This window comes from Zhongshania sp. (assembly GCF_041623545.1).
Lineage (GTDB): Bacteria > Pseudomonadota > Gammaproteobacteria > Pseudomonadales > Spongiibacteraceae > Spongiibacter.
This window is the reverse complement of record NZ_JBFJWS010000001.1, coordinates 116,657-142,312: the sequence shown is the minus strand read 5'-3', so window position 1 is coordinate 142,312 and position 25,656 is coordinate 116,657. Positions and strand designations below refer to the sequence as shown.

The 25,656-nt window shown below is 49.8% G+C and carries 25 protein-coding genes; 12 read left to right on the top strand and 13 right to left on the bottom strand.

Annotated features, from left to right (window positions below):
• Positions 1–27: 27 nt before the first annotated feature.
• The 3 genes from ABYT30_RS00625 to ABYT30_RS00615 all read left to right on the top strand — a co-directional run bounded on the left by ABYT30_RS00625 (position 28) and on the right by ABYT30_RS00615 (position 3,933).
• A complete protein-coding gene (locus ABYT30_RS00625; protein WP_373078276.1) occupies positions 28–2,028 on the top strand; it encodes a DUF3604 domain-containing protein in 2,001 nt (666 codons plus the stop codon).
• A 128-nt stretch (positions 2,029–2,156) separates the two neighbouring features.
• Complete coding sequence (locus ABYT30_RS00620; protein ID WP_373094856.1) at positions 2,157–2,948, top strand: peptidyl-prolyl cis-trans isomerase; 792 nt, start codon at positions 2,157–2,159, stop codon at positions 2,946–2,948.
• Positions 2,935–3,933 (top strand): HupE/UreJ family protein, encoded by a 999-nt coding sequence (locus ABYT30_RS00615; protein ID WP_373078272.1) that lies wholly within the window; start codon positions 2,935–2,937, stop codon positions 3,931–3,933. Before ABYT30_RS00620 ends, ABYT30_RS00615 begins: the two co-directional genes overlap by 14 nt.
• Here the strand turns inward: ABYT30_RS00615 and ABYT30_RS00610 are convergent.
• Entirely contained in the window at positions 3,927–4,751 is an 825-nt protein-coding gene (locus ABYT30_RS00610) for a hypothetical protein (protein ID WP_373078269.1), read from the bottom strand. The two genes, ABYT30_RS00615 and ABYT30_RS00610, sit on opposite strands and share 7 nt — an antisense overlap.
• A gap of 67 nt (positions 4,752–4,818) precedes the next feature.
• Between ABYT30_RS00610 and ABYT30_RS00605 the strand changes: the two genes are divergently transcribed.
• Together ABYT30_RS00605 and ABYT30_RS00600 are read left to right on the top strand one after the other, a co-directional pair.
• Entirely contained in the window at positions 4,819–5,610 is a 792-nt protein-coding gene (locus ABYT30_RS00605) for an alpha/beta fold hydrolase (protein ID WP_373078267.1), read from the top strand.
• A gap of 78 nt (positions 5,611–5,688) precedes the next feature.
• Positions 5,689–6,555 carry a DUF2971 domain-containing protein gene (locus tag ABYT30_RS00600; RefSeq protein ID WP_373078265.1) on the top strand — a complete coding sequence of 289 codons (867 nt, stop codon included), beginning with the start codon at positions 5,689–5,691 and terminating at the stop codon, positions 6,553–6,555.
• 31 nt (positions 6,556–6,586) lie between these two features.
• Here ABYT30_RS00600 and ABYT30_RS00595 read toward each other — a convergent pair whose 3' ends face one another.
• Together ABYT30_RS00595 and truC are read right to left on the bottom strand one after the other, a co-directional pair.
• Positions 6,587–8,188 carry a GMC family oxidoreductase gene (locus ABYT30_RS00595; RefSeq protein WP_373078263.1) on the bottom strand — a complete coding sequence of 534 codons (1,602 nt, stop codon included), beginning with the start codon at positions 8,186–8,188 and terminating at the stop codon, positions 6,587–6,589.
• Between the two features lie 115 nt (positions 8,189–8,303).
• A complete protein-coding gene (truC, locus tag ABYT30_RS00590; RefSeq protein WP_373078260.1) occupies positions 8,304–9,074 on the bottom strand; it encodes a tRNA pseudouridine(65) synthase TruC in 771 nt (256 codons plus the stop codon).
• Positions 9,075–9,248: 174 nt separating this feature from the next.
• Between truC and ABYT30_RS00585 the strand changes: the two genes are divergently transcribed.
• The gene (locus tag ABYT30_RS00585; RefSeq protein WP_373078258.1) at positions 9,249–9,767 is read left to right on the top strand and encodes an SRPBCC family protein; all 519 of its coding nucleotides are present in this window, start codon (positions 9,249–9,251) and stop codon (positions 9,765–9,767) included.
• 23 nt (positions 9,768–9,790) lie between these two features.
• Here ABYT30_RS00585 and ABYT30_RS00580 read toward each other — a convergent pair whose 3' ends face one another.
• From ABYT30_RS00580 to ABYT30_RS00560, 5 genes are all read right to left on the bottom strand, one after another.
• Positions 9,791–10,360 (bottom strand): YtfJ family protein, encoded by a 570-nt coding sequence (locus ABYT30_RS00580; RefSeq protein WP_373078255.1) that lies wholly within the window; start codon positions 10,358–10,360, stop codon positions 9,791–9,793.
• A gap of 126 nt (positions 10,361–10,486) precedes the next feature.
• A complete protein-coding gene (locus tag ABYT30_RS00575) occupies positions 10,487–10,897 on the bottom strand; it encodes a secondary thiamine-phosphate synthase enzyme YjbQ (RefSeq protein ID WP_373078253.1) in 411 nt (136 codons plus the stop codon).
• Between the two features lie 25 nt (positions 10,898–10,922).
• Positions 10,923–12,281: a sigma 54-interacting transcriptional regulator gene (locus ABYT30_RS00570; RefSeq protein WP_373078251.1), complete on the bottom strand. Its 1,359-nt coding sequence runs from the start codon at positions 12,279–12,281 to the stop codon at positions 10,923–10,925.
• 14 nt (positions 12,282–12,295) lie between these two features.
• Entirely contained in the window at positions 12,296–12,796 is a 501-nt protein-coding gene (locus ABYT30_RS00565; RefSeq protein ID WP_373078249.1) for a hypothetical protein, read from the bottom strand.
• 8 nt (positions 12,797–12,804) lie between these two features.
• The gene (locus ABYT30_RS00560) at positions 12,805–14,280 is read right to left on the bottom strand and encodes a sensor histidine kinase (RefSeq protein WP_373078247.1); all 1,476 of its coding nucleotides are present in this window, start codon (positions 14,278–14,280) and stop codon (positions 12,805–12,807) included.
• A gap of 320 nt (positions 14,281–14,600) precedes the next feature.
• Between ABYT30_RS00560 and ABYT30_RS00555 the strand changes: the two genes are divergently transcribed.
• Both ABYT30_RS00555 and ABYT30_RS00550 read left to right on the top strand, forming a co-directional pair.
• Positions 14,601–15,005, top strand: coding sequence for a hypothetical protein (locus ABYT30_RS00555; RefSeq protein WP_373078244.1), 405 nt, complete (start codon positions 14,601–14,603; stop codon positions 15,003–15,005).
• Positions 15,006–15,080: 75 nt separating this feature from the next.
• Positions 15,081–15,656, top strand: coding sequence for an outer membrane beta-barrel protein (locus tag ABYT30_RS00550; RefSeq protein ID WP_373078241.1), 576 nt, complete (start codon positions 15,081–15,083; stop codon positions 15,654–15,656).
• A gap of 177 nt (positions 15,657–15,833) precedes the next feature.
• Here ABYT30_RS00550 and ABYT30_RS00545 read toward each other — a convergent pair whose 3' ends face one another.
• Positions 15,834–16,652: an ion transporter gene (locus ABYT30_RS00545; RefSeq protein ID WP_373078239.1), complete on the bottom strand. Its 819-nt coding sequence runs from the start codon at positions 16,650–16,652 to the stop codon at positions 15,834–15,836.
• Between the two features lie 5 nt (positions 16,653–16,657).
• A complete protein-coding gene (gene bioA, locus ABYT30_RS00540) occupies positions 16,658–17,962 on the bottom strand; it encodes an adenosylmethionine--8-amino-7-oxononanoate transaminase (RefSeq protein ID WP_373078237.1) in 1,305 nt (434 codons plus the stop codon).
• A gap of 147 nt (positions 17,963–18,109) precedes the next feature.
• Between bioA and ABYT30_RS00535 the strand changes: the two genes are divergently transcribed.
• Positions 18,110–19,474 carry a class II fumarate hydratase gene (locus ABYT30_RS00535; protein WP_373078234.1) on the top strand — a complete coding sequence of 455 codons (1,365 nt, stop codon included), beginning with the start codon at positions 18,110–18,112 and terminating at the stop codon, positions 19,472–19,474.
• 71 nt (positions 19,475–19,545) lie between these two features.
• Here ABYT30_RS00535 and ABYT30_RS00530 read toward each other — a convergent pair whose 3' ends face one another.
• Positions 19,546–20,010: a thiol-disulfide oxidoreductase DCC family protein gene (locus ABYT30_RS00530; RefSeq protein ID WP_373078232.1), complete on the bottom strand. Its 465-nt coding sequence runs from the start codon at positions 20,008–20,010 to the stop codon at positions 19,546–19,548.
• A gap of 41 nt (positions 20,011–20,051) precedes the next feature.
• Complete coding sequence (locus ABYT30_RS00525) at positions 20,052–20,699, bottom strand: arylesterase (RefSeq protein WP_373078229.1); 648 nt, start codon at positions 20,697–20,699, stop codon at positions 20,052–20,054.
• On the opposite strand from ABYT30_RS00525, the gene ABYT30_RS00520 reads away from it, so the two are divergent.
• Positions 20,698–21,411 carry an ABC transporter ATP-binding protein gene (locus ABYT30_RS00520; RefSeq protein ID WP_373078226.1) on the top strand — a complete coding sequence of 238 codons (714 nt, stop codon included), beginning with the start codon at positions 20,698–20,700 and terminating at the stop codon, positions 21,409–21,411. The two genes, ABYT30_RS00525 and ABYT30_RS00520, sit on opposite strands and share 2 nt — an antisense overlap.
• The gene (locus ABYT30_RS00515) at positions 21,408–23,903 is read left to right on the top strand and encodes an ABC transporter permease (protein ID WP_373094853.1); all 2,496 of its coding nucleotides are present in this window, start codon (positions 21,408–21,410) and stop codon (positions 23,901–23,903) included. Before ABYT30_RS00520 ends, ABYT30_RS00515 begins: the two co-directional genes overlap by 4 nt.
• Positions 23,904–23,921: 18 nt before the next feature.
• Here the strand turns inward: ABYT30_RS00515 and ABYT30_RS00510 are convergent, their stop codons facing one another.
• Positions 23,922–24,596 (bottom strand): TetR/AcrR family transcriptional regulator, encoded by a 675-nt coding sequence (locus ABYT30_RS00510; RefSeq protein ID WP_373078222.1) that lies wholly within the window; start codon positions 24,594–24,596, stop codon positions 23,922–23,924.
• 250 nt (positions 24,597–24,846) lie between these two features.
• Here ABYT30_RS00510 and ABYT30_RS00505 point away from each other — a divergent pair, with 250 nt between their 5' ends.
• Positions 24,847–25,638 (top strand): SDR family oxidoreductase, encoded by a 792-nt coding sequence (locus ABYT30_RS00505; RefSeq protein WP_373078220.1) that lies wholly within the window; start codon positions 24,847–24,849, stop codon positions 25,636–25,638.
• Positions 25,639–25,656: the final 18 nt, after the last annotated feature.

Sequence of the window (25,656 nt, the reverse complement as noted above, 5' to 3'; positions counted from 1 at the left end):
ATATTCTAAGAAACGGAATTACTGCTCATGCGAGATTTCATGCCAGCGCGGCGCTGTATTCGACTTCCCTCAATGATCGTTGCGGTATTATTAGGCTGCTTATCGGGTGCCGAACTGTTCGCTGAGCAAGTGATAGCCAGCAATCCATATCAAGAATTACGTGAACCTTGCTCCCAGCGTTATCCATTGCGTACTGTTTTGTTTGGCGATACCCATGTTCATACGAAGTACTCACTTGATGCCAGTACGCAAGGGACGCGAACGTCGCCGTCGGATGCCTACAGTTTTGCTCGCGGTGCCGAGATTGGTGTTCAGCCCTGGACTGCCGATGGTCGCCCCCTGCGCACATTGAAATTAGACCGCCCCTTAGATTTCGCCGTGGTGACGGATCACGCCGAGTTGTTTGGCGAGGTCGAAATTTGTCGGAACCCTGAGTTAGTGGGCTACAGTAGTTGGCAGTGTAAGCTGTATCGTAATTACCCTCGTGCCGCCTTCTTTTTGTTTAATACGCAATCTTCGCGAGCTGCCCGTTTGGGGTTTTGTGGCAAGGATGGCGACGCTTGTCGGGAGGCTGGCCTAGGTCCGTGGCAAGACATTCAGCGTGCCGCGGAGGACGCCTATGACCGGACTAGTGATTGCCAGTTTACGAGCTTTGTTGCCTATGAGTGGACCGGCGCCTCGGCTAATTTATCAAATTTGCATCGCAACATTATCTTCAAGAATAAACAGGTTCCAGCCTTACCTTTAAGTTTTATCGACACGCCGTCGGCGGAGCAGCTATGGGATGGTTTGGATCGAGACTGTGTTAATAGTGGCACTGGGTGTGAGGTATTAGTGATTCCTCATAACTCGAATTTAAGTGATGGCTATATGTTTAGCACCGTCCGAGATGATGGTTCAGCGATCAGTGCTGTGGATGCGAAACAGCGAGCTCGGCTAGAGCGACTCGTGGAAATTATGCAGCATAAAGGAAGCTCTGAGTGCTTTTATAATCCACTGGCAAACGCCGATGAGCTATGTGGCTTTGAGCAGCTACCGTACAACCGATTTTCGGGTAAGTTTGTGCCGTTTTTACGGGATGAAGCGACTGAAAAATCGGGTTTTGTTCGCGATGTTTTAAAAGAAGGCATGGCTCAGGAGGAGCGCTTGGGGGTAAACCCCTTTAAATTCGGTTTTATTGCTAGTTCAGATACTCATATCAGTGCGCCGGGAGCAGTGAGCGAGAATGGCTTTTTAGGTCATGGCGGTGCCGGTGTGCCAGCAGGTGCAGAGCTGCCCCAGGGCTTACCTGATGATTTGGAGTTTAATCCTGGCGGTTTGGCTGCTGTCTGGGCTGAAGAGAACAATCGGGAAAGTATCTTTGCTGCAATGCAGCGCCGTGAGACCTACGGTACCAGCGGGCCGCGTATGGAAGTGCGGTTTTTTGGTGCTTGGGACTTACCCACAGATATGTGTGAGCGCCAGGATTACGTAGCAACCGGCTATGAACGCGGGGTAGCGATGGGCAGCAATTTGCCGGATAAACCTCTGGGCGATAGCGCGACACCAGTATTTTCGGTATTTGCTCGTATGGACCCAGGAACTGGGCGTCAGCCGGGGATGCCGTTAAAGAATATTCAAATTATTAAAGTTAGTGTGGGGCCTGAGGGCGAGAGCAGCGAGCAGGTTATAGAGGTAGCTAACAGCGGGGATCGCGAGGTAGGCGTTGATCTTGCGAGTTGCCGAAGCTACGGAAAAGGTGCTGCGCAACTTTGCGCGCGCTGGCAAGACCCTCATTTTAACGAGGCAGAGCGGGCTTATTATTACGCTCGAGTCTTAGAAAACCCGAGCTGCCGCTGGAGTCAGCATGTTTGCGTTGCTGCTGGTGTTGATTGTAATCGGCCATCGACAATCACTTCGGGCTATGAGTCTTGTTGTAGCGCTGAACACCGGCCGATTATTCAAGAACGCGCATGGACTTCACCGATTTGGTATAGCCCGACTTTGAGAGGACCAGATTCTCAGGCTAGTGGGGCTAGTTTGCCTTGAGGGGGTTATACCAATCCAGGTTAGTGCATTTTTTTGTCCTTGGTCTTGCCTTGTATGGACTGAGTGAGCGCTATTGGGCCTATCAACAGCGGCAGTTACAGTGCCCCAGGGCGGGCCAAATCGATACTATGGTGGCTAACTGGACTCAGCAACATCGCCAGCCAGCGGGGCCTGATTTACGGGCGGCATTAAATCAGTCTGCCTTAGACGAACAAATGCTGATTCGCGAAGCCCAAATCAAGGGCTTACACAAACGCGACGAGATTGTCTTGCAACGCTTGCATCGCGACGCTGAATTTCTTGGTATTAGCGGAAGTCGGGCCGAACAGATAGACGCAGTTTTGCGTATGGGCCTACTGGAGAGTGACGAGGTCATACGCCGTCGCTTAATCCAAATTCAAGAGCAGCAAGTCGCAGCGGGGGTTGCCGCGCGGGCGCCGAGTGAGGAAGACTTGCAATCGATATTCGCCCAGAGCCCGACATTGGCTGAAAGGCCTGCTCGCTATAGTTTTGAACAGCATTTTTTTGCTGGGGTGAGTGATGATTCAAAACAGAAGGCAGAGGCGGCTCTGGTGAAATTAGAGCGCGCAGAGGGATTGCTCGACACCGACGTTTTCCTCAGCGGGGAGTCCTTTAAGCACTTGTCGGACGGCGAAATAGACGCCATTTTTGGTCCCGGGTTTTGGTCTAGTGCAGCGCCGGTTATGCCGCTCGACGAGTGGTTTGGCCCGCTCCAATCAGTGTATGGCTGGCACCTGATAAAATTGCAGGCTTATTTTCCCAGTGTGCGCCGAGATCTCGCTGAACTTCGCCCAGAACTGCGCGTAATCTGGCAGCGGCAGGAGCAGCGGCTAAGCTGGCAGGCATATATCACTGGCTTGCGTGCGCAATATCGGGTGTCTTGCCATGACGCAGTTTAAGCTGTTTTGCATTCTGATGTGCTTGGCAAGTTTTGTCCGGGGCCATAATTTTGCGCCGTCGCTCCTCGAGTTGCGGGAGCAACCGGGCGGGGTTATCAACGTGCTATGGCGCACACCATTACAAGCACTTAAGCAGCCAATCCCTGTTTTGCCGGAAAACTGCCGGCGGCTGGGTACTCTTCAGCAGGGCATTAGTGGTAGTGCCGCTGAAATTCAATATTCTGTGTTATGTCCGTCTGGCGCGCCTTTGCACTTTGCGATAACCGGGCTTGGCGAGTCGAAAACCGCAGCGTTATTGCGTTGGCACAGTGTGGACGGTGGCTACCAACAAGTTTTATTCCACGCTGACAGCGATTCTTTTTCACCGAAATCCGAGCTTGGCCTTGGGCGCGCGCTACTGCAATTTGGCGAGTTGGGCGTAATCCATATTTTGGCAGGCGCAGACCACCTGCTGTTTGTGCTCGGTTTATTGATGTTAGCAGCGACTCTTGGCCGTTTAGTGCTCCTGATTACCAGTTTTACCCTTGGTCATAGTATTAGTTTGGCGCTGGTGAGCTTGGGTTATATCCCTCATTTGCCCACATTGGCCGAGTGGCTGATTGCCCTGAGTGTCTTGTTAATGGCCTGCTATCTGAGTGCGCGCGGCCAACAGCAAACGCCGCGCAAAGGCCTTGCTGTGTTGGTGGCTGGCTTCGGTCTATTGCATGGCCTAGGTTTTGCTGGGGTATTGAATACTTTACTCGACGGCAACGCTGGTCTGGTAGCTGCGTTGCTAGGTTTTAATATTGGGATTGAGTTAGGGCAGTTACTGTTTATTGCTGGAGTATTGCTTTTCGCATGGCTGGTTCGAACGCTAGCCGGTCCGCAGTTATTAGGCGTTACACGCTGGGCTGCGATATACCTAATGGGGGCGGTGGCGATGTACTGGTTGATAGATCGCGGCCTCGCACTTACCGAGGCCGCATTGGTTTACGGCGTTTATTGACCGGTCACAGCGCTGTCAGGATTGTTTTTCGTCGCTGCTGCTTCCGGCTTGCCGGGGTAGCGTTTCATTGGGATTAGAGGATGGAATGCCAGTTCAATTCCTTCCTCGATATTGCTGGAGCGGCTTAGAATTTTTTTGCGGCGCACAAAGCTTTTTTGTGATTTACGTGAATCGATGCTATGCAAAGTATCTATACCGCCACGGCTCGAAAACAAAGGCTTGCCGTCGGTAGTGTAAATAGTCACCATCAAGGTGGCGCCTTTGATAATTTGCGTCCAATTGAAATCAGTGGGGACGCTGGCCGTGGGGCCCTCAGTCGCGGGTTCTCGACTCACCCCATACCAGCGCGCGTAGTGCTTCATGCCGGGGCTGTGCTGGATGTCATGTTCAAGTAGGTCGGTAAAAATCACGCCATCGATATCTTTGTGTTCTTTCAGGGATTGTAATGTTGCGGACATAACCTGCTGCCACGCGACGCGATCGACTTTACCGGTGGTTGGGTCGTAAAAATTGCCGAAGCTCAGCAAGGCTTGACGCCAGGCGTTGTCAAACAAGTGGCTGGGCGCAAAACTGTAGCCATTGCTCTCTAGGTAGTCCACGACCTTCGCATCTACTTTGTCGACGCTGTCGCGAAGAATTGAGCGAGTGGGCTCGCCGCTGACATTTACGCTCGCCAAAATGACTTTTTTGAGGGGCTTTTGTTTGAGATCGTCGCGACTGATAAAATAGTCGTAGGTCGTCGGATTGTAATCTGTTGAGCTGCAGCCTGCGCTGAATATAGCGCCGACCAATACAAAAATGAGAAAAGTTAATCGCACAGTAACACCTTTTTATTTGAAAGCCTGTGCATTCTAACAACCGCTATAGATGAAGAGAAGCGAACATATGCCCAGGGTTCTGAGTTTACACACTGAAGTGAGCGGTGACGGTACTTTCCCCGTTATTATGCTGCACGGCTTATTTGGTTCGGCCAGTAATTTAATGGCCGTTGCCCGCAGTTTGGCTGGGGATTACAAAGTAGTCCGCATGGATTTACGTAATCACGGTAAATCGCCACATAGCGATATTATGGATATTCCAACCATGGCGGAGGACGTCTTGGCCACGATGGATGCCCTCGATATTAAACAAGCACATTTTCTCGGTCATTCCCTCGGTGGCAAAGTGGCTATGCAGGTGGCGGTAACTGCGCCAGATCGAGTTAAGCGTTTGATTGTTGCCGATATTGCGCCTGTGCGCTACGGTCGCGGTCACGACGACATTATTACGGCGTTGTTAGGCATGGACTTACGAGCTTTGCGCAGTCGTGAGCAAGCCGACGAACTACTCCAAAAGGCGATTCCTGAGTTGGCGATAAGGCAGTTTCTCCTCAAAAATATTGCCCGCGACGGTAAAGACGCATGGACTTGGCGGATGAATTTGACTGGGATTGCGGACTGCTATGACAATTTACGCGATGCACCAAGCGCAGAGTCCTTTGCCGGGCCAACGTTGTTTATTCGGGGCGAGTTGTCCAAGTATATTCGCGATGAAAACCGTGTGCCGATGCAACGCCAGTTTCCACAGATGGAGCTGCTAACCATTGCTGGAGCGGGGCATTGGCTACACGCTGAATATCCGCAAATCTTTAATGGTATGGTCACTGCGTTTTTAGCGGCAGATCAAGCTGCTGCGTAAAGAGAATTTGATGTAGTGCAGGCAGTCTACACTGCTAGTAAAAGGTAGAGTAAGTAAGCTTAGCAATGGGGGAGGGCTATGATTAGTAGGATTACCGAGGCGTTATTCTCTGAACCGCCTCAGGAAACTTTGTACCATTACACTTCGCTGAGTGGTGTTTTGGGCATAATCGGTAGCCGTACTCTGTGGGCCAGTGATATCCGATATATGAACGATTCGGCAGAGCTGCGCCACACCGCAGACTTAGTTGCTCGCGAAGTGGCAGAACGTATTGATAGTGGCCATAGTCGACCGCAATTGCTAACCAGCTTTTTAGATTGGGTTAAAAATCGCATTACCAATGGTCATATCTTGTTTGGCGCCTCATTTCGCGCCAATGGCAATCTACTGAGCCAGTGGCGGGGCTACAGCGCTGTTGGCAAGGGTGCAAGCCTTGGCTTTAACCCTGAAACTGTGAGCCGCTGCGCTCAGTTGCAGGAGTTCCGCATGGGCCGTTGCATCTATGATCGTCATACTCAACAGCATTTAATTGCGCAGGTACTTGATGCTGTGGAGCTATTAGCTAGGGATATTGATGACGGTGTCGAACGTGAGGTTTACCACCAGTTATTTGAACATCTCGAAAGTGACTTATTGCGATTGGCTGCGATACTAAAGCACCCGTCCTTTGAAGAGGAGCAAGAGTGGCGTTTGGTGTCGCCAGTTATTTCTGACTATAGGCAGGCTGCGGTTAATTTTCGCGAGGGCCGAAGTATGTTAGTTCCGTATATTCGTTTTGCTTTGGCGGTGGAAGACCATGAGCCCGTCGCTTTAGATCACGTGTTTCTCGGCCCAACCCCCAATATAAGCCTGTCGATGAACTCTATGAAGATGTGCTTGGCCAAGCACGGAATTCGGCCGATCCGGGGTATCGAATATTGTCAGATACCCTATCGGCAAAATTAAGCTTAATCAGCTTGCTCCCTAGCGATATAAATTACTCACCAGCTAGGATAAAGTCCGCGCAGCGCTCCCCAATCAATACTGCTGTGGCATTGGTGTTGCCGGAGATTAATGTCGGCATTATTGATGCGTCCGCTACTCGCAAGCCTTCAATACCATGCACTTTGAGGCGGTCGTTCACCACTGCCATGGGATCGTTGCCCATTTTGCAGGTGCCAACGGGGTGATAAACCGATTCGCCAGTGTTGCGGATAAACTCTAGAATCTCTTCATCGCTTTGTATTTCTGGGCCGGGGATTAATTCTTCGCGGCGGTTAGCAGCGAATATCGGTGCTTCGAAAATCTCCCGTGTTTTTCGTACAGCGGCGATCATTTTTTGCTGATCTTCTTCGTCAGCTAAGTAATTGTGGAGTAGGGCTGGTGCATCTCTGGCATCATTGCTACGAATATGGACCCAGCCACGACTTTTCGGCCGCAGATAACACACTGTAGCGGTAGTGCCTGGCACGGTTATCATTCGACCCTTATCATCTTTGGTACCTGCAGCGGGGGTGAAATGAATCTGGGCGTCAGGGCGCTCCAGTTCGGCGGCGGTCTTGAAGAAAACCCCTACTTGGGAGGCAGGGTGAATGAGCATGCCACTGCGCTTGAAAATTAATTTGGCAAAAGTTTTTAGCATGGCCAGTGGACGACTGTCTTCGTAAAAGGTTTTTACACCGACAAACGACCTCTGGGTATTTACCGTAAGGTGGTCTTGTAGGTTTTCGCCAACGCCGGGCAGTGCAACCGCTACTTTGATGCTGCGCTGCTGTAATAATTCAGGATTGCCAATACCCGAAAGTTCCAGTAGCTGCGGTGAATTAATCGTACCGCCGCAGAGGATGATCTCGGCGCGGGAGCGGGCGGTTATTTCCTGGCCATTTTGTAGGTAGCGCAGTGCGGTCGCTTTATTGCCCTGAAATTCAATGCGGCTGGCTAAAGCCTTAGTTTCAACCTGTAAATTAGGGCGTTTTATAACAGGTTTTAAATAGGTTTTGGCCGTACTTTGGCGCATGCCCTTGCGAATATTAACTTGGAAATATCCCGCGCCTTCCTGAGTGGGACCATTGAAATCAGTATTGCGCGGTATTCCTGATTCCACTGCCGCTTGAATATACATCTCGGCCAATTCGTATTTATCAGTAACGTCATCGACCAAAAGTTGACCGTCTTTGCCGTGATACTCATCTTCGCCATTACTATTCTGCTCACAGCGTTTAAACACTGGCAGTAGGTCATCGTAGCCCCAACCCCGATTTCCCAATGCTGCCCAGTGGTCATAGTCTTCCCGCTGGCCGCGAATATATACCATACCGTTAATTGAGCTGGAGCCGCCCAGCAATTTGCCGCGGGGTTGATCAATGCGCCGCTGATTCATATGGGGCTCAGGCTCACTGCGGTAACACCAGCTGAAATCGGGATTATGCATTGTGAAAGCAAAGCCGATGGGAATGTGCACCATAGGGTGGGAGTCTTTGCCGCCCGCTTCCAAGAGTAGGACTTTGTGATTTGGGTTTTCAGAGAGGCGGTTGGCGAGGGCGCAGCCAGCCGAGCCAGCACCGACAATAATGTAATCGTAGTAATTTGTTATACTCATGAAACCTATCCCTGCCGTACTCTTTGTCGCGGGGCCTACGCAAGTGTATCCGTTGGCCTACATGCTAAATTGTTCGTATGAGCCTACCTTACGACTAAAGTTTCACGCATGTAAGTTATAATTTCGTAACCTTTTCATCTTGCCATTCGGCCTTGAATTTGTCCTCCCAATGAAAGCGTTTAATTAACGCTGAAAAGTGATGATCTAATGGGGCTTTTAGCTGTATTTCAAGCTTGCTTAATGGATGAATAAACCGCAGTTGCAAGGCGTGTAGCAATAGGCGAGGGCAATCTAATCGTTCGGCAAAATAACGATTGTGGCGGCCTCTGCCATGCTTGGCATCACCAATAATAGGGTGGGAAATATGCTTGAAATGGCGTCGAAGTTGGTGTCGTCGGCCAGTTTTCGGCTGGGCGAGCACTAGCGAATAGCGGGACTGGGGGTAGGTCTCAATGTGAGCATCCAGCTCGTAGCTTGCTAAGCGTCGATAGTCTGTTATGGCCTCCTGAGGGGCTGCGGGTTTGCTGCGGGCAATACGTTTGTCAGGTTCCTCGGTAAGTGGGTAGTCAATATGGCCGGCGTCGGGGCAATAGCCTCGCAGTACGGCTAAGTAGTCTTTTTCGACTTGATGGGTTTGAAACGCCTGCCCTATCAGGCTGGCGACCTCTGGGCTGAGAGCGAACAGCAAAACACCCGATGTTGGTTTGTCTAAGCGGTGGGCCGGGTAAACATATTGGCCAATCTGATCGCGGAGTATTTGAATGGCAAAGCGAGTTTCATGGCGGTCTATTGGGCTGCGATGGACGAGTAAGCCGCTAGGCTTATTGATGGCGATGATATGCTCATCTTGGTACAAAACTGACAGTGATTCTTCGCTGGGGCTCATGTGTTTACCTTATCCTCTTAGATGAAGACTTTGTCATATTCGCAGCCATCGCTTGTTTGAGTTTTACTGCGGGTGTTAGATTTCGGCCTAGCAATCAATCAGCGCTGGGCTAGCTGGGCTGTAAATAGCTGGTTTTGTCCCAGAATAACAACTATCTTCGCTTGGAGACTATGCGTGGCAAAGAGATTTCCGTGTAAAACAGTCGATATGACTTTTTTCGATACGGCCCCATTTCGCTATATTGCGGAAGTTGAGGTTAATGCGAGCGCTGCTGATGTATTTTCATCCTTCGAAAATGCCGACGATTGGCCGCGCTGGGCAATGCCAATTCTAAAAGTTGAGTGGACCGCACCGCAGCCGTTTGGAATTGGTACGACTCGGACTGTGAGTATGGTTGGTAATTTGATCGGCTATGAGGAGTTTATCGCGTGGGAGCGGGGCCGGGAAATGGCATTTTGCTTTACCCACGCCAGCGAAAACAATATCGAGTCTTTCGCTGAGCGCTACCAGGTAGAGGAATTGGCGGAAGGGCGGTGCAAGGTTAAGTGGACAATGGCGATGCGGCCTAAAGGCTTCAGTCGTTACTTCTTGCCTGTGTTCAGCCCAGTAATGCACTTGGGAGTGAAATTGATGCTGCGGAAGTTTGCCAAGTTAGTGGAAGGCCGCCAGTGTTTTGGCAGCCCCGGAAAATAATAATCTATTTCTAACGCAGGTTATTACTTACTGGCCACTTGGGCTATTTCTTTGTCCAACAAAGACATAATAGTGTCTATGTCTTTCGAACTGAGCTTGCCTTCTTTTAAGTAGCGTATTTTGCCGTTTGCATCGAGCAATATTACCGCTACGCTACTTTCTTTCAATTGCCATGCTTTAAGGCCTCTGCTGGCGTCATCGGCAACCATAGTGGCCTCGGGGTGGGCGCGCTTGTTCTTTTCCATTTCGCCGCTGACCATGCCAGAGGTGCCCCACATTGCGTCGTTAATATTCACGACGCTGATTGATTGGAAGCTGCCGGGGGTAAAGTTGCGTTCTTCTAAGCGGCTGCGCAGGGGAGCAATGATATTGTCTGAAGACATTCTCGCTGCCAAGTGGAAAATTAATGCGGGAGACCCACGGCGAATAGTCTCAGTTGACCATGCTTTATAGTCGATTTTCGACTTATTGAGGACGAGCTCTCCTTTTGTTGGAATACTGACGTCTGCTAGCGTCCCGCCAATTTCGAGGGCATAGCTGCTAATACTGCCCAGCAGGGCTAATCCCAATAAGCACTTTTTAAACCGCAACATAGTTTGTTCACCTGTTTTTTAGAGGACAAATAGAAATTTTGCCAAGAATAGCATAGCGTTTCCAAAAGAATGATGACGCTTAGTTCATAGTTTAGGCTACAGAGCTTAACCAACACTTAACGGCACCTAGCGACTTAAGTGCAGAATTACCATGCGCTTAGCGGCGGCGTGGCGGTGCTCCCACAAATAAACCCCTTGCCACGTGCCTAAGGCTAGTTGACCGTCGATAATGGGTATTGTCAGGCAGCTTGCGGTCAGCGCGGCCTTAATATGAGCAGGCATATCGTCGGCGCCCTCCAATGTGTGGGTGTAGAGTGGGTCATTTTCGGGTACAAGTCGATTTAACCAAGACTCTAGGTCCTTTCGGGCGCTGTCGTCGTAATTTTCCTGGATGAGTAAGCTTGCCGAAGTGTGCTTAATAAACAAGGTGCACAAGCCATCTTGGCCCTTGAAGTGACGTTCAACGCATTCACTCACCGCTGGTGTAATACTGTGTAAGCCCTGCCTAGTCATTGAAAAAGTAAGTTGTTTGATCATGGGTATCCCTTTTTTTATAGGCTAGTTACTTTTTCGCGTCGCGCAGTGCGTCTGGATTTAATTGGTGTTTTTTGATGAGTTTGTGAAAGTCAGAGCGATTTCGTCCAGCTTGTCGCGCAGCATCGGTTACGTTTCCTTTGGTTGAGGCAAGCACCTGCTCTAGGTAATCGCGCTCAAACTGCTTGCGGGCTTCCGCTAGTGGCGGAAGTCCTTTCGCGGGACTAGTTGTTTGCGGTAGAGCTGCAATGGTCTGCGCTTCGCCGATAATAGCCGCAGGTGATAACGCGGCAAGCTGTTCTACAATATTGCTTAATTGGCGTATATTGCCGGGCCAGTCGTAGGCCGACAATGCACATAGCGCCTCGGGCGAGAATCGCTTTGGTGTGGCGTTATTACGTGCGGCGATATTGGCCAAAAAATGTTTTGCTAACAGCTGAATGTCCGCGCGACGCTCGCGAAGCGGAGGTAAACTAAGGGACGCAACATTAAGACGGTAGTATAAGTCCTCGCGAAAGCGTCCATCGCCAATGGCATCTTCAAGGTCTTGGTGGGTGGCAGAAAGCACTCGTACATTAATACTGATGTCTTGCTGGCTGCCAACTGGCCTTATTTTTTGTTCCTGTAGCACTCGGAGTAGTTTTACTTGCAGTGGCGCTGGCATATCGCCAATTTCGTCTAAAAATACTGTGCCGCCATCAGCGCTGGCGAACAACCCTTTGTTATCGCGGCCGGCCCCAGTAAACGCGCCTTTAACGTGGCCGAACAACTCTGACTCTAATAAGTCTGGGGGAATGGCGCTGCAGTTGATAGCAATAAAGGGTTGATCTGCACGGCTGCTCGCTGCTTGTAATGCGCTGGCTAAGAGTTCTTTGCCAGTGCCACTTTCGCCACGTATTAGAATGTTAATATCGCTTTTTGCGAGTAATTTTGCTTGCTCTAAAAGCTGTTGCATATTTGCACTGCAGGTGACAATGTTATTCTCGACGTTCTGCGTCGAGATGTTTTCGCTGCCTAATTCAAGAGCTTGTTGAATACTGCTTAGCAGTTCATCTTTATCAATGGGCTTTGTAAGGAAACTGAATACACCCTTTTGGGTTGCGTTGACGGCCTCTTTAATGGACCCATGAGCTGTCAGTACAATTACGGGAAGGCCCGGATATTGTGTCTGAATATTTTCAAAAAGTTCAATGCCGTCCATACCATCCATACGCAAGTCAGAGATCACTAAATTTGCGCACTCACTTTTGAGTTTGCTCAGCGCGGCATCACCACTATCGGCACATATTACCTCGAAGGCGAGGGCTTCAAGGCGCATCGAAAGCAGTTGGAGGACGCCGGGGTCGTCGTCTACGAGTAAAATCTTTGTATGTTGCTGGGTACTCATTATTAACCTCTTTGCTACGGAGTTTCATTATCAATGATTTGGGCTTCAATATTGCTGATACCGTCTATCGTGTTTCGTAGCTTAGTGCGTAATAAATCCCGTTCATGGAGGGTTTGCAATAGACTGCGGTTGGCGTCATTGATTAGCGTTAATAAAGCGCGTTCAGCTTCACTAAAGCCTTGTAAATCTAGAGTGGAGATTAGCGCGTGACTTTGTTTTGCGTACTTGCCGGGTGCACAGGTAGTTAATATTAAACGTTGAAACGCGCTGTTTTCATCGGTTTGTGCGCGCAGTGCGGCATCGATTTGTAAGCGTTCAGTTTCGGGCAGTAAACACCAAGCTTGGCGCTTTGCGAGGAGAGCAATGGCCGGTTCCGGGGTGTCGATCGCCCCGGATTTAAAGGCAAAGGCGACTTTTTGGTTCGCTTTTTCGGGGGCACTGCTCTGGTGGTTCTCGTTTACTGGGGCACACCCGCAAAGTAGAAAAACAGATGCGGAAAGTAGGTTTATTTTCATAGTATTCCTTACCCATTATCTGGAAAGCAAAGTGTAAATTTCGATCCCTTATTTTTAATGGAGTTTAGGCTTAAGTTGGCGTTTGCTTGTTCGGCGCAGGCCTTAACAATGGCCAGGCCAATACCGCTGCCTTTTAATGCGCCATGCCGCTTGTTCCTTCCTTGATAAAAGGGCTGAAATATCGCATCGCGTTCGTCGTTGTCGATGCCCGGGCCATCATCGCTAACTTGCAACCACCAAAAGCTACCAGTGGTATTGCTGTTGAGGATGGCTTGGCCACGGTTGTCTATCTCGCGAACTCCCCAGCTCACACATACTGACCCGCTCGGTCTGCAAAAATGAATGGCGTTCGATAGTAAATTACTTAAAATCATTTCGATTAACTGAGCGTTTCCGGTTACGAGTCCATCGTGGCCGCTATAATTTATTTGGATGCTGGCATCGGATAGTAAGTTGCGGTAGCGTGCGATTAATTTTTTACACAGATTATGTAAATCAATCTCTTCATCGTTTGCCGCTATTCCTTGCGATATGGTGTTGAAGTTGAGTAGCTGTTGAATCAATTCCTGCAAATTATCTGCTTGGTTTCGCAATATTTTTAACACCGCCATTTGCTGATTGTTCACCCTGCCGGGAATTTGATCGGCAAGTATTCCTTGGGCGTCTATTATGGCGGCTAGAGGGCTTTTAAGTTCATGTGTAATGTGTTGGGTGAACTGGGCTTTCTGTTGCTCGACGCTAAGTAACTGGGTGCGCATCCATTCAAGTCGATGGCCTAGCTCGACTAAATCAGATGGCCCATTTATTCCAATAGCTTTATCCCATTTTCCGTTGCCTAAGTCATGGATGGCAAGCGACAGGCGGCTGATGGAGCGCGTAACAATAATGGTACTTGCGCCCAGTAGTAAAAAACTAGCAGGTAAGGCTAATAAGCCGGTAATGAGTACTCGCCATAACACGTTGTTTAATTCATCCTCAGCGCGGTCCAAATTGTCCTGAACAGCGCTTCGCAATTGGCCGTGTAGGGTGTCGCTATCGTTCTTTAATGTTGAGTAAAGGTTTTCTAAGTGCTGGCCTCTATTGGCATTACTGCGTTGCGATATAAGGATTATTTCTTCGCTGTGATTATTAATTTCCTGTAAAACATCATTGTTAGCTAGGCTGGGTAGCAACACTTTAACCTCGCTAAGGCTGTCGCTTAGCTGGTTTTTCTTGATTTTTAATATCTTTAATAAACTCACTTCTTGAAGTAGTTGGTGCTGGCGCGCGGAGCGCTCTATGTCTTTACTCAGTTCTTGGATGGTGGCGCTAAGCTGAGAAATTCTTGCCTGTTCCATCACTAAGCGCTTCTGCGCCCTCGCTTGCGAACTCATTTCCCATGTCGCGTAGGTCACCGCAATGATGAGTGGCAACATTGATAATAGAGTTGTGCCAATCCACTGCTGAGTGAGGCTTAGTTTTTTACTGTATAAGATTGGTTTCATCACATTATTGTTTTTGTGAATACCCTGTTGCCAAATGAATACACTCTAAGATTCTGAAATTATTAATTAAAATAAATAGTTTTGCATGTGTGTTGCAAAATACCAACAGTATGACAGCAAGGTATTCGGTTTAGTTCTCGGTAAATTAATAACTACTTGATATTGTTAGAAAAATTATTTTGGCATGGTGCTTGCCTTTCCCTAGGTGACATCGTAAAGAATGCTTTTTTTAGCGGTTGAAAAAAATATTGGTGTCACTAATTAATTTCGTTGGTCAGAAATTAATCATTTTTTAACTGGGAAAGATTATGGAGAATATTATGAAGAAGACAGCGATAGTTTTTGCAGGTTTAGCATTGAGCTCAATTTGTCTTGCGGGCCCAGTGACTGGTGGAGTTCAAGGTAGCGGTGCTGTATCTCCCAAAGGTGGCGTAAGCGGCGATGCGCAGCTGAACGCACAAGGTAAAGGTTTGAACTCGGTTGAACTAGAGCGTCGGGCACCGAGCGCACTGCAAGGGACTGAATCCGACGATGCTAGTGCGGCTGTTTTTACTGCGCTTGACAGAAATGGTGACGGTAAATTAGATAAGGCCGAAGCTAAGGCGGAACGTTCACTTAACCAGCAATTTTCGGTAATCGATGTCGATGCTAACGGCACGGTAAGTCGTGAAGAGTATTTTAACCGTCAGGACGCGATTCGAAACCTTGAAGAAGAGGCAGAGTAATCAAGTTAGTAGCGGGCCTTAGGCCCGCTTCGCCTGTATTGAGTAACGTTATTGTGATTCTTAGAGGAGATTATTATGCAAGCAGTATATTCACGTGCCTTGGCATTTCTTACCGCTGTTGTAAGCACAGTAACGCTAGGGTCGGCAGCATTCGCGAATCCCCCTGTTGGAGTGCACGCATATATCGGTGCTAATTATGGCGGGTATAAGGATCGTGGCGGCGATTTCGACGAGGACGACGATTACAAAGAAGCTATTTTAGGCGCACAGTTAAATCAGTATTTAGGTTTTGAAGCGAGTTATATTGATTTCGGCTCTTTCGGTGGCAGTACAGGAAAGGCCACAGTGGATGGATATGGTCTAGCAGTAACTGGCCGCCTACCAGTAACAGATCATATTGGTTTATACGCGAAAGCAGGGCAATTGTTTTGGGATGCTGATGTTCGTTTTGCGACTCTAAAGCAGAGCTATGATGGTGACGAGCCGTTTTATGGTATCGGTGCCGACCTAAAAGTAAATGCGCACTTTGCCGTAGCTTTGGAGTATGACCGCTATAAGTTGGATATTGATGATTCGAATTTCCTTTCGAGAGGTTCGCGCTGGGAAGGCGATACAGATACCGTTAAAATTGGTGGTCGGTTCATATTTTAAGACCTAAATCGGGCTATTTGATCTAGTGGGTGATTAAGCTAGCTACTTAGGTATTGTTTTAGGTTTTTAGCTGGCTGAAGCATAAATTTAATTACTATTCCTTCTTGTGCCAGTCGTGACAGTACTCCCCCATATTTTTGCGACTGGCTTTTTTAACCTTTTATTTTTCGTGACGACTTACAAAGGCGGCGGCATTTTTTCACCGCAATGTTTACAATAATTTGCTTCTTTGTCGTGACCAAATTTTGCGCAATTAGGGCACTGACGGTTGGTGATCATGCGCTGACTTTCTTGTATTAATTCAGCACTGAGAATGCCGGTAGGGATAGCAATAATAGCGTAGCTAGTAATCATCGCCATCGCCGCAACGAGTTGACCAAGCGGCGTGTGGGGTGCGATATCGCCGTAGCCAACAGTGGTTACCGTAACAATGGCCCAATACATACTTTGCGGCAAACTGGTGAAACCGTTCTCAGGGCCTTCTATTAAATACATCAATGCGCCAAACACCACTATGACAGTGAGTACCGAGACGAGGAAAACTGAAATTTTTCGACGTGATGCTAGCAGCGAGCGCAATAACACATTTGCTTCACTCATATAGTGAAAAAGCTTAAAAACTCTAAAAACCCGCAGTACTCTAAATACGCGGATGATCAGCAAATGCTGGGCGCCTGGAATAAATATTGATAGATATGTAGGTATCGTCGCGAGTAGGTCGATTAAACCATAGAAGCTGAAAATATAGGCGCGGCGATTGGGCGAGCAATAGATGCGCGCGCCGTACTCTACGGTAAATAACACAGTGAAAAATACTTCAATGCCGAACAAAAAGTCGCCATAGCGCTCGTGAATTGCTGCGACGGAATCAATAAATAGGGCCGCGACGCTACTGAGTATTACGACGATCAAGAAAATATCGAAGTTACGGCCGGGGCCGGGTTCGGTGCCAAAAATAATCTCATGAAGCCATGTTTTGAATTTGGCATTACTCATTTTTGTTATTCCTCTGCAGCCAAGGCGGCGACCATCTGCTGGCAAAGCAGCGCGAGATCGTCATTATTAATTATGTACGGGGGCATGGTGTAAACCAGTTTGCCAAATGGCCGAATCCAAATTCCCCTGCTTATAAACTGCGCCTGCAGACTGGCCATGTTCACGGCGGTCTTCATTTCGATGACACCAATAGCGCCAAGACAACGCACTGCCGCGACACTATTCAGCTCAGCAGCGGGCGCAAGGCCAGCGGAAAGTCCAGACTCAATGCGCTTAATATTACTCTGCCAGTCACTTGCCAAGAGTAAATCAATACTGGCATTGGCAATACTGCAGGCCAGGGGGTTGCCCATAAAAGTGGGGCCGTGCATAAAAACGCCGGCTTCGCCTTCGCAGATACCTTGGGCAATTTTTTCGCTGCACAGCGTCGCAGCTAACGATAGATAACCGCCGGTAAGGGCTTTGCCTACGCACATAATATCGGGACTAATGCCCGCGTGCTCGCAGGCAAATAATTTGCCGCTGCGGCCAAAGCCAGTGGCAATTTCATCGTGAATGAGTAAAACGTCGTATTCGTCGCAAAGTGCCCGAAGTTGTTTTAAGTAGTCACCTGAGTAAAAGCGCATACCACCTGCGCCCTGCACAACAGGTTCGAGAATAACGGCGGCCAGTTCCTGATGGTGGTTTTGTAATAGGCTTGTGATGTTTGCCATATCGGCGTCATTTGCCTGCTCGCCAAAGGCGGTTTTTGGCGCCTCGGCAAATAGGTGCTCGGGTAACACTTTGTTAAACAAGTGGTGCATGCCGGTGACGGGGTCGCAGGTCGCCATCGCACCAAAGGTGTCGCCGTGGTAGCCATTACGCAGGGCCAGTAGGCGAGTTTTGTTTGGCTGGCCAATGGAGTACCAATATTGCAGGGCCATTTTAATCGCGACCTCTACAGCGACCGAACCGGAGTCAGAAATAAACACTCGCGTAAGGGGCGCGGGGGTGATATCGACTAATCGTTTGCCAAGGCCTGCCGCGGCGGGATGGGTCAGCCCTCCGAACATCACATGGGACATATCATTGAGCTGGGCATTTGCCGCTGCGTTTAATGCTGGGTGATTATAGCCGTGTATGGCGGACCACCACGACGACATGCCATCGATTAGCTCGCGGCCATCCGCTAGCGTGAGTCGCACACCCTTGGCGGACACGACAGGAACCATGGCTGGCGGGTTCAACACCGAGGAGTAGGGGTGCCAAATGTGGTCTTTATCCCATTGTAGCCACTGTTCTGTGCTAGTGTTTTGGTAATCTGTGGGCATACTGGTCTCCATGTTAAGGCCGCTATATTTTAGGGCTTATGGGGACATAACACGAATTATCATTGCCATAGTACAAAGCGATAAGACCAATTCACGGTGATTAAGGTTTTTTGATCTAGGGTTTATTGAATTACAGGAGGCGCTATCGTGAAAAAATTCCGGCTTGAACGTGACAGCATGGGAGAGGTGAACGTTCCTTGTTCTGCAAAATATGGTGCTCAGACCCAGCGCGCCCTCGATAATTTTGCGATTAGTGGCTTGGTCCTGCCCGAACAATTTATACACGCAGTCGTGCGTATTAAGCGCTGTGCGGCGATGGTCAATCGAGAAGAGGAGCTTCTTCCCGATAACCTGTGCCAGGCCATCGTTGCCGCAGCCGATACGGTTTTGGCGGGTGGGTATAGTGATCAATTCCCCATCGATGTATTTCAAACAGGATCGGCCACCAGTACTAATATGAATGTCAATGAGGTCTTGGCGAACCTTGCAAGCGAGAGCAGTGGCCTCGAAATCAGTCCCAATGACCACGTTAATATGAGTCAAAGTAGCAATGACGTAATTCCCAGCGCAATTCACCTCAGTGCGGCGTTGGCCTTGCACCAGCGATTATTGCCAGCGCTAGAGAAGCTAGAAGCGACCCTAAAACGTAAGGCTATTGAATGCGACGGTACGATTAAAACCGGACGCACGCACCTGATGGATGCCATGCCGATTAAGCTATCTCAAGAGGTTTCGGCGTGGGCAGCGCAGATCCATAAAGCACGCACACGCCTCCTAGATACGCAAAAACAGCTCGGCCAATTAGCTCAAGGTGGGACGGCGGTAGGCACGGGGGTGAATTCACCTGACTTATTTGCCGAGAAGTTTTGCGCGGCATTGAGTATTGACACTGGCTTGAGTTTTAAGCCCAATGATTCGCTGTTTGAGGCGCTTTCCAGCCAAGACACAGCCGTAGCGGCATCCGGTCAGCTAAAGGCCTTGGCAGTGGCATTGATGAAGATCAGTAATGATTTGCGCTGGATGAACAGCGGCCCACTCGCGGGTTTGGGAGAAATCCGTTTGCCCGCATTGCAGCCTGGCAGCAGCATTATGCCGGGTAAGGTAAACCCGGTAATACCCGAAGCCGTAGCCATGGCCGCCGCACAGGTGATCGGTAATGACGCCTGTATAACCGTGGCGGGGCAGTCGGGTAATTTTCAGCTAAATGTCATGCTGCCGGTGATAGCCTATAACTTGCTACAAAGCATCGATTTGCTTAGTAATGCCAGTATTGCGCTGGCCGATAAAGCCATCGCCGGTTTCACCGTTGACAAGGCGGTAATGGCTGATAGCCTCGCTCGTAACCCAATATTAGTTACCGCGCTAAACCCTGTTGTAGGCTACTTGGCCGCGGCAAAGATCGCCAAAAGGGCCTACGCCGAGCAGCGGCCTGTACTCGATGTGGCAGTGGAGATGACTGATTTAAGCCGCGAGGACTTGGCGGTGTTGCTGGACCCAGGAAGACTAGTCTGATCTGCTGATTTACTAAGTTGCTGTGCGAGAGGGATAGCTCGCAATTGCGCTAAACGCAATGAGGATATTGCTCATTTATTTTTGCCGAGCACAAAATACCTTGCCTGCTGCGCGGCAGTAGGTAGCGGACACTGCGCATAGCGGCCGAACAAGCGGTAGCGATTGCGAGCAATTAGGCTGTAGACGGCATCTCGGATTGGTCGGGGGATCACCCGGAATATTAACAGTGACTGCCATGGCCAAGGTAACTGCTCAGCGATTTTCAACATCGCAGTGCTTTTTTCATAATGTTTGCCGTCGGAAAAATAATAGACCGATTCAATGGGCTTGTTCGTTAAGCTGTAGTGCTCGAATAGCGCTATACCCACGGGCGATTGCACTGTGGCGAGCTTGATGCGTTGGCTACTGTCGAAGCGAATGATAAAGCGGCTCCAGAAATGGCAGAATTTACAGACCCCATCGAAGATCACGAGCTTATCGTCGACTTCTAGAAATACTGGCGGCGGTTTGCTTACTCGCTCAATGTGGGCACCCATGCGAACTCCTTTGTAATGCTTCTTTGCTCTCTTACCAAAACTTAATTCAGCAGGGGTGTTAGTGCTGGTAGTACCTTCTGTACTATCAGGGCTTGTGCTTTGGCATTGGGGTGGATGCCATCGCTTTGCATTAGCTTATTGTCGGTGGCGATATCGTCGAGGAAAAAGTCCACCCAGGGTATGTCGTTGGCGTTTGCGATTTTTTTATAGCTATCAGCGAAGGCATCGGTGTAACGTTTGCCGTAGTTTGGTGGGATTTTCATGCCGAGTAACAGCGGTTGGGCGCCTGCCTCGATACTTAAATTGATCAAGGCTTGCAGGTTTTTACGTAAGCTCATTACCGGGTAGCCGCGCAAACCATCGTTGCCACCAAGTTCGATGATGACAATACTCGGCTGGTGTTCAGCCAGCAAGGCAGGCAGGCGGTTTAAGCCGCCTGCACTGGTTTCGCCACTGACGCTGGCATTGACCACGTTGTACGTAGCCGGGACTTGCTTGCCAAGCAGTGTCACCCAGCCAAGTGCGGGGTCAAAACCGTAGCCAGCACTGATACTGTCGCCAAGCACCAATATATTAGTGGTGTTCGCATGGGAAGATGGCGTTATACCTAGCAATGTTAAGCTTAAAAGTAGTAATAATCCGCCACCGCGCAGTGCGCGTGAATAAAATGAAAACACAGGTTTTAACATGATTCGAGTACAAGATCTCTGTAAAACGGTCACCAGCGGTGCCCAGGAACTAGCCATATTGCGAGGGATTAACCTCGAAATCAAGGCGGGGGAGAGCGCGGCGATTATTGGGGTGTCTGGGGCGGGAAAATCAACCTTATTGGGCTTGTTGGCTGGCCTAGACAATGCGAGTAGCGGGGCGATTTATCTCAACGGCCAAAATATCAGTGTGATGACTGAGGATCAGCGCGCCAGCCTTAGGGCAAAGCATGTGGGCTTTGTATTTCAGTCATTTCAGTTACTGCCAGGATTAACGGCACTTGAAAATGTCATGTTGCCGTTAGAATTGAGTGGTCGGCCTGGCGCGGCTGTGAAGGCAAAAATATTCCTCGATAAGGTGGGCTTGGCTGAGCGTGGTCATCATTACCCTAGGCAGTTGTCTGGTGGCGAGCAGCAGCGAGTCGCCTTAGCGCGGGCATTTGCGGTAGAGCCTGATATTTTATTCGCTGATGAACCTACCGGAAATTTAGATGAGCATACCGGGCAGCGTATTATCGAATTGTTGTTTGAGCTGAATAGTGGGAGTGAGACCACCTTGGTGCTGGTCACTCATGAACTGCCCCTCGCCAGACGTTGTGAACGGCAATTTGTCATGCACGACGGTATTTTAAGTGAAGAGTTCCACCGTGAAAGCGCTGGGTCTCAGGGGCGATCTGCGCTGGGCACACTATGAAGATAATAGCTGCGCTGCGCAATTTTAGCCGGGCTTGGCGGGGCGGCGAGTTGGGCTTGCTAGGGTTTTCACTGTGCTTGGCTGTTGTCATTGTGACTGGCATCGCCGGGTTTTCTGAACGTCTCAGTGGCGCCATGACCCAGCAGAGCCATCAGTTTCTGGCGGCTGACCGCGTGTTAAAAACCTCACGTAGCGTTGCCGATGATTGGTTAAGTGAGGCGGCAAATAGGGGGATACACACGGCGAGTGTGGTCAGCTTTCGCTCGATGATTGCCGTTGGTGATGACATGCAGCTGGCGTCAATTCGTGCGGTATCGGACAACTACCCCCTTATTGGCGAGTTGGGCGTGAGTGATACGGCTTTCGGCGAAGTTGAGCTTGTTGGTCGCGGCCCCCAAACAGGTGAAATTTGGCTGGATTCCCGCTTAATGGCATTGCTTAATTTGGCGGTTGGCGATGAAGTTGGCTTAGGGGAGGCGAGCTTTACACTAAGCCGGGCACTGCTTAGTGAACCTGATCGCGGCGGCATGAATGAAATGTTAGCGCCGCGGGCGATGATTAATACCAGGGATTTGGCGGCCACAGAGGTTGTGCAAGCAGGCAGCCTGGTGCGGTATCGCTATTTATTTGCCGGAAATGCGGAGCAACTTGACGCTTATTCGGTATGGCTAACGCCACAGTTAAATGCTGGTCAGCGCTGGGAATCGCTCAGCGATGGTCAGCCTGCCTTGGCGAATACACTAAAGCGAGCCGAAGGGTATTTATTGCTTGCCGCCAGTCTCGGTGTTGCGCTCGCAGGGGCTGCAATTGCCTTGGCGGCGCGCCGCTACGGCGATCGAAATACCGATAATGTCGCTGTTATGAAGGCCTTAGGGGCTAGGCGGCGCCAAATTTTAAACCGCTATATTGGCCAGCTTGCCTTGCTGGCTGGCGGGGCAATTGTGTTGGGCGGGCTATTGGGTTACGGCCTACAGGATGTTTTGTTCGGTAGTTTACGGGGTTTAATCGATATTGAGATTCCTGCGCCGAGCTGGCGTCCCTTTGCGGTTGGGGCGATTACCGCGGTGGTCTCGACAGCGGTATTTGCCCTGCCGCCGTTGTGGCGCTTGAGTAAAGTTGCGCCGCTGCGGGTGTTGCGTCGGGATCTCGCCGACGATAGCGACAATTTACTGAGTAGTGGTTTAATTGGCCTGGTCGGCGTTGGGCTGCTCATGTGGTGGTATAGCAATGATCTTCAGCTCAGTGGCGCGCTATTGCTGGCAAGTTTGAGTTTGGGCTTATTAGCGGCAGCCTTGGTTTTGTGGTTAATTTCACTGGCTAGGCGGTTGACCGCCAGTCGATCTCAGGGGGCATTGCGCCTGGCGCTGGCGGCAATATATCGCCGGCGTTTTGCTAATGCCTTTCAAGTAGCGAGTTTTGCTTTGGCCTTAATGGCGTTAACCACCTTGGGTGTGTTGCGTTCTACCTTATTGGCCGATTGGCAGATGCAATTGGGTGAAGGCGCCCCCAATCATTTTTTAATCAATATCCAGCCGAATGAAATTGCGCCTTTAGATGCGTTTTTTCAGCGTCACCAGCTTAGTAATGCCGGTTTATATCCAATGGTTCGCGGCCGTATAACTCATATAGACCAACAATTACTGAGTGATATCGCGGCAATCGATGCCGGTAGTGGCAATGTTAATCGGGAAATGAACCTGACTTGGGCAAAGGATTTACCTGAGGACAATCGCCTTGAAATGGGGGAATGGTGGCCAAAAGTCAGTCTCGCTGATACCGATACTATTCCCGTATCAGTAGAACAGGACTTCGCTGAAAAACTGCATATTCAATTGGGCAGCGTGTTGACCTTTGATCTTGGTGGCCAAAAATTAAACGCTGAGGTTAGCAGTATTAGGAGTCTGGATTGGAGTAGCATGCGGCCCAATTTCTATTTTATATTTCCGCCGGAAAGTTTAGAAAAATACGCGGGGAGTTATATCACCAGTTTTTATCTGGCAGCGGGTGATAAACAGTTACTGACCGAATTGTTGAGGGCTTTTCCCACTGTTACTTTGATCGAAATCGATGCGGTCATTAAACAAATGAGCACCGTCGTGAGCCAAGTGAGTGCGGCCATAGGTTTAGTGTTGTTTTTGGTTGTGGTGTGCGCGCTGCTAGTAAGTGTTGCGAATGTGCAGGCTAGTCTCGATAGTCGTCTACAGGAAAATGCGATTCTGCGGACCTTGGGGGCGAGCCGGAAATTAATTGCCAGTGGCCTGATATTGGAATTTGCGGCGGTGGGTTTACTTGCAGGGCTATTAGCGGCGCTTGGCAGCAATATTGCGCTCTTCGGTGTGCAGCGTTGGGCTCTGGATATGGATGCAGTCTGGCACGGGGAAGTGTTTTTAACTGTGCCATTAGTGGGGGCCATAACAATGGCGGCAACCGGCTGGTTTTACTGCCGAACGGTACTTACTACGCCGCCATTATTAGTCTTGGGCCGTTTGTAGGGCTGTTTTACAGCCAATTTACTCTGCGGTCGGACTTTCTGTATTTGTCGCGGTCGGCAGTTTTGATATATCTGTGGGGTCAGTGCAGAGGCCTGCGATCATCATGCGTAGCGATTTTTCCGCTTGCATATCAAGGTCGCGGTGATAACCATAGGTGTCGCCGTGATCTAGCATTAGTGTGGCTACACCGTGCACGGCGGCCCAGACGGTATGAGCCATAGAGGCAACATCGTCGAGTTGGCGAATGACGTCGGTTTTAAAGCCGCGCTCAACCCCTGCACGCACTTTGTATATTGCTTCGCGGCCAGCGGCAAACAGTTCCGGGTAATCATTGCGGGGCTGTAACACTGGGCCAAACATAAGATGAAACATTTCGGTGTGGAGTTTGGCAAACTGAACATAGCTCAAGCCGAACATCAGTAAGCTAAGATCGGCGCGTGGTTCATTTTCACTGGCTTCGCATAACACAAAAAAACGGCGAAAACCTTCGGTGGCCAGAGCCGCAAGCAAGGCATTTTTGTCTTTAAAGTGCCGATAGGGCGCCGTTTGTGATACGCCAATCTCCCGAGCAAGCGCGCGCAAACTCAATTCGCCAATGCCACCAGTAACGAGGTGCTTTTCGGCCAACTCCATCAATTCTTGGCGGAGATTCCCGTGATGGTAGCTAGTGCTTGTGTTCGTGTCAGTAGTCATATTTATGTCGCCCGTAAACCTACGGTAATGTTGACAGCGATTATATCTGATGTCATGTGTTTTTTCGGTTTTCTTGGCTATCTAAAAGCTAGCTTTACGCTAAGCAAGTTTTAGGCCGACCGGATTGGCGGGTATTCTAACTAATTGCGGGCTTGTCGTCTCGTTGAATCGAGGCATGCTAGGCCGTGACGGTCTACTCGCTAGGATTAGGCGACGCTGCTAACAGTGGAAAAATCAAAGGGTATTAAATATGGATTTGCAAATTGAGGGCAAGGTGTTTTTGGTGGCGGGCGCCAGTCGGGGCCTAGGTCTCGCGATTGCAGAGCAGTTATCCTTAAATGGCGCACGTGTGGCGATTGCCAGCCGCAACGCTGAAGCGATTTTCGTCGCCGGCCGCGAGCTCGCCGAACGTACAGGAAATTTGGTCAAGGCTTATGTGATGGATGCGAGTGATGGAGCCAGTATTACGCAATGGGTGGCTGATGCCAGTCGCGATTTCGGCCGAGTAGACGGTCTCGTCGTTAATGCCGGCGGGCCACCGCTGGGGCAGTTCGATGTGTTTAGTGATGAAGATTGGCAAGCCGCATTTAATTTGACCTTAATGAGCGCGGTAAGAATGGTCCGAGAGTGCTTGCCCCATTTAAGAAAAGCCGGCGGCGGTGCAATTTTGACCTTAACGTCGTCGTCAGTGAAAGAGCCCATCGATTTTCTACTTCTGTCGAATGTGATGCGCTCAGGTGTAACCAGCTTAGCCAAGAGCTTGTCCAAGCAATTGGCTAGCGAGAATATTCGGGTGAATAATTTAATACCGGGCCTGATTGCCACAGATCGCATGCAGAGTTTGGACCGTGCTCAAGCAGCAGCCAAGGGCATTGATATTATTGAACAGCGCCACGCCAATGAGCAAAATATTCCCCTTGGTCGTTATGGTGAACCATTAGAGTTTGGCAAAGCAGGGGCTTTTTTGTTGTCCCCCGCGGCAAGCTATATCACCGGTGCGACTTTGGTAGTGGACGGCGGCACGATGAAAACCGTGTGGTAGCCATTATTAAATTGAGCC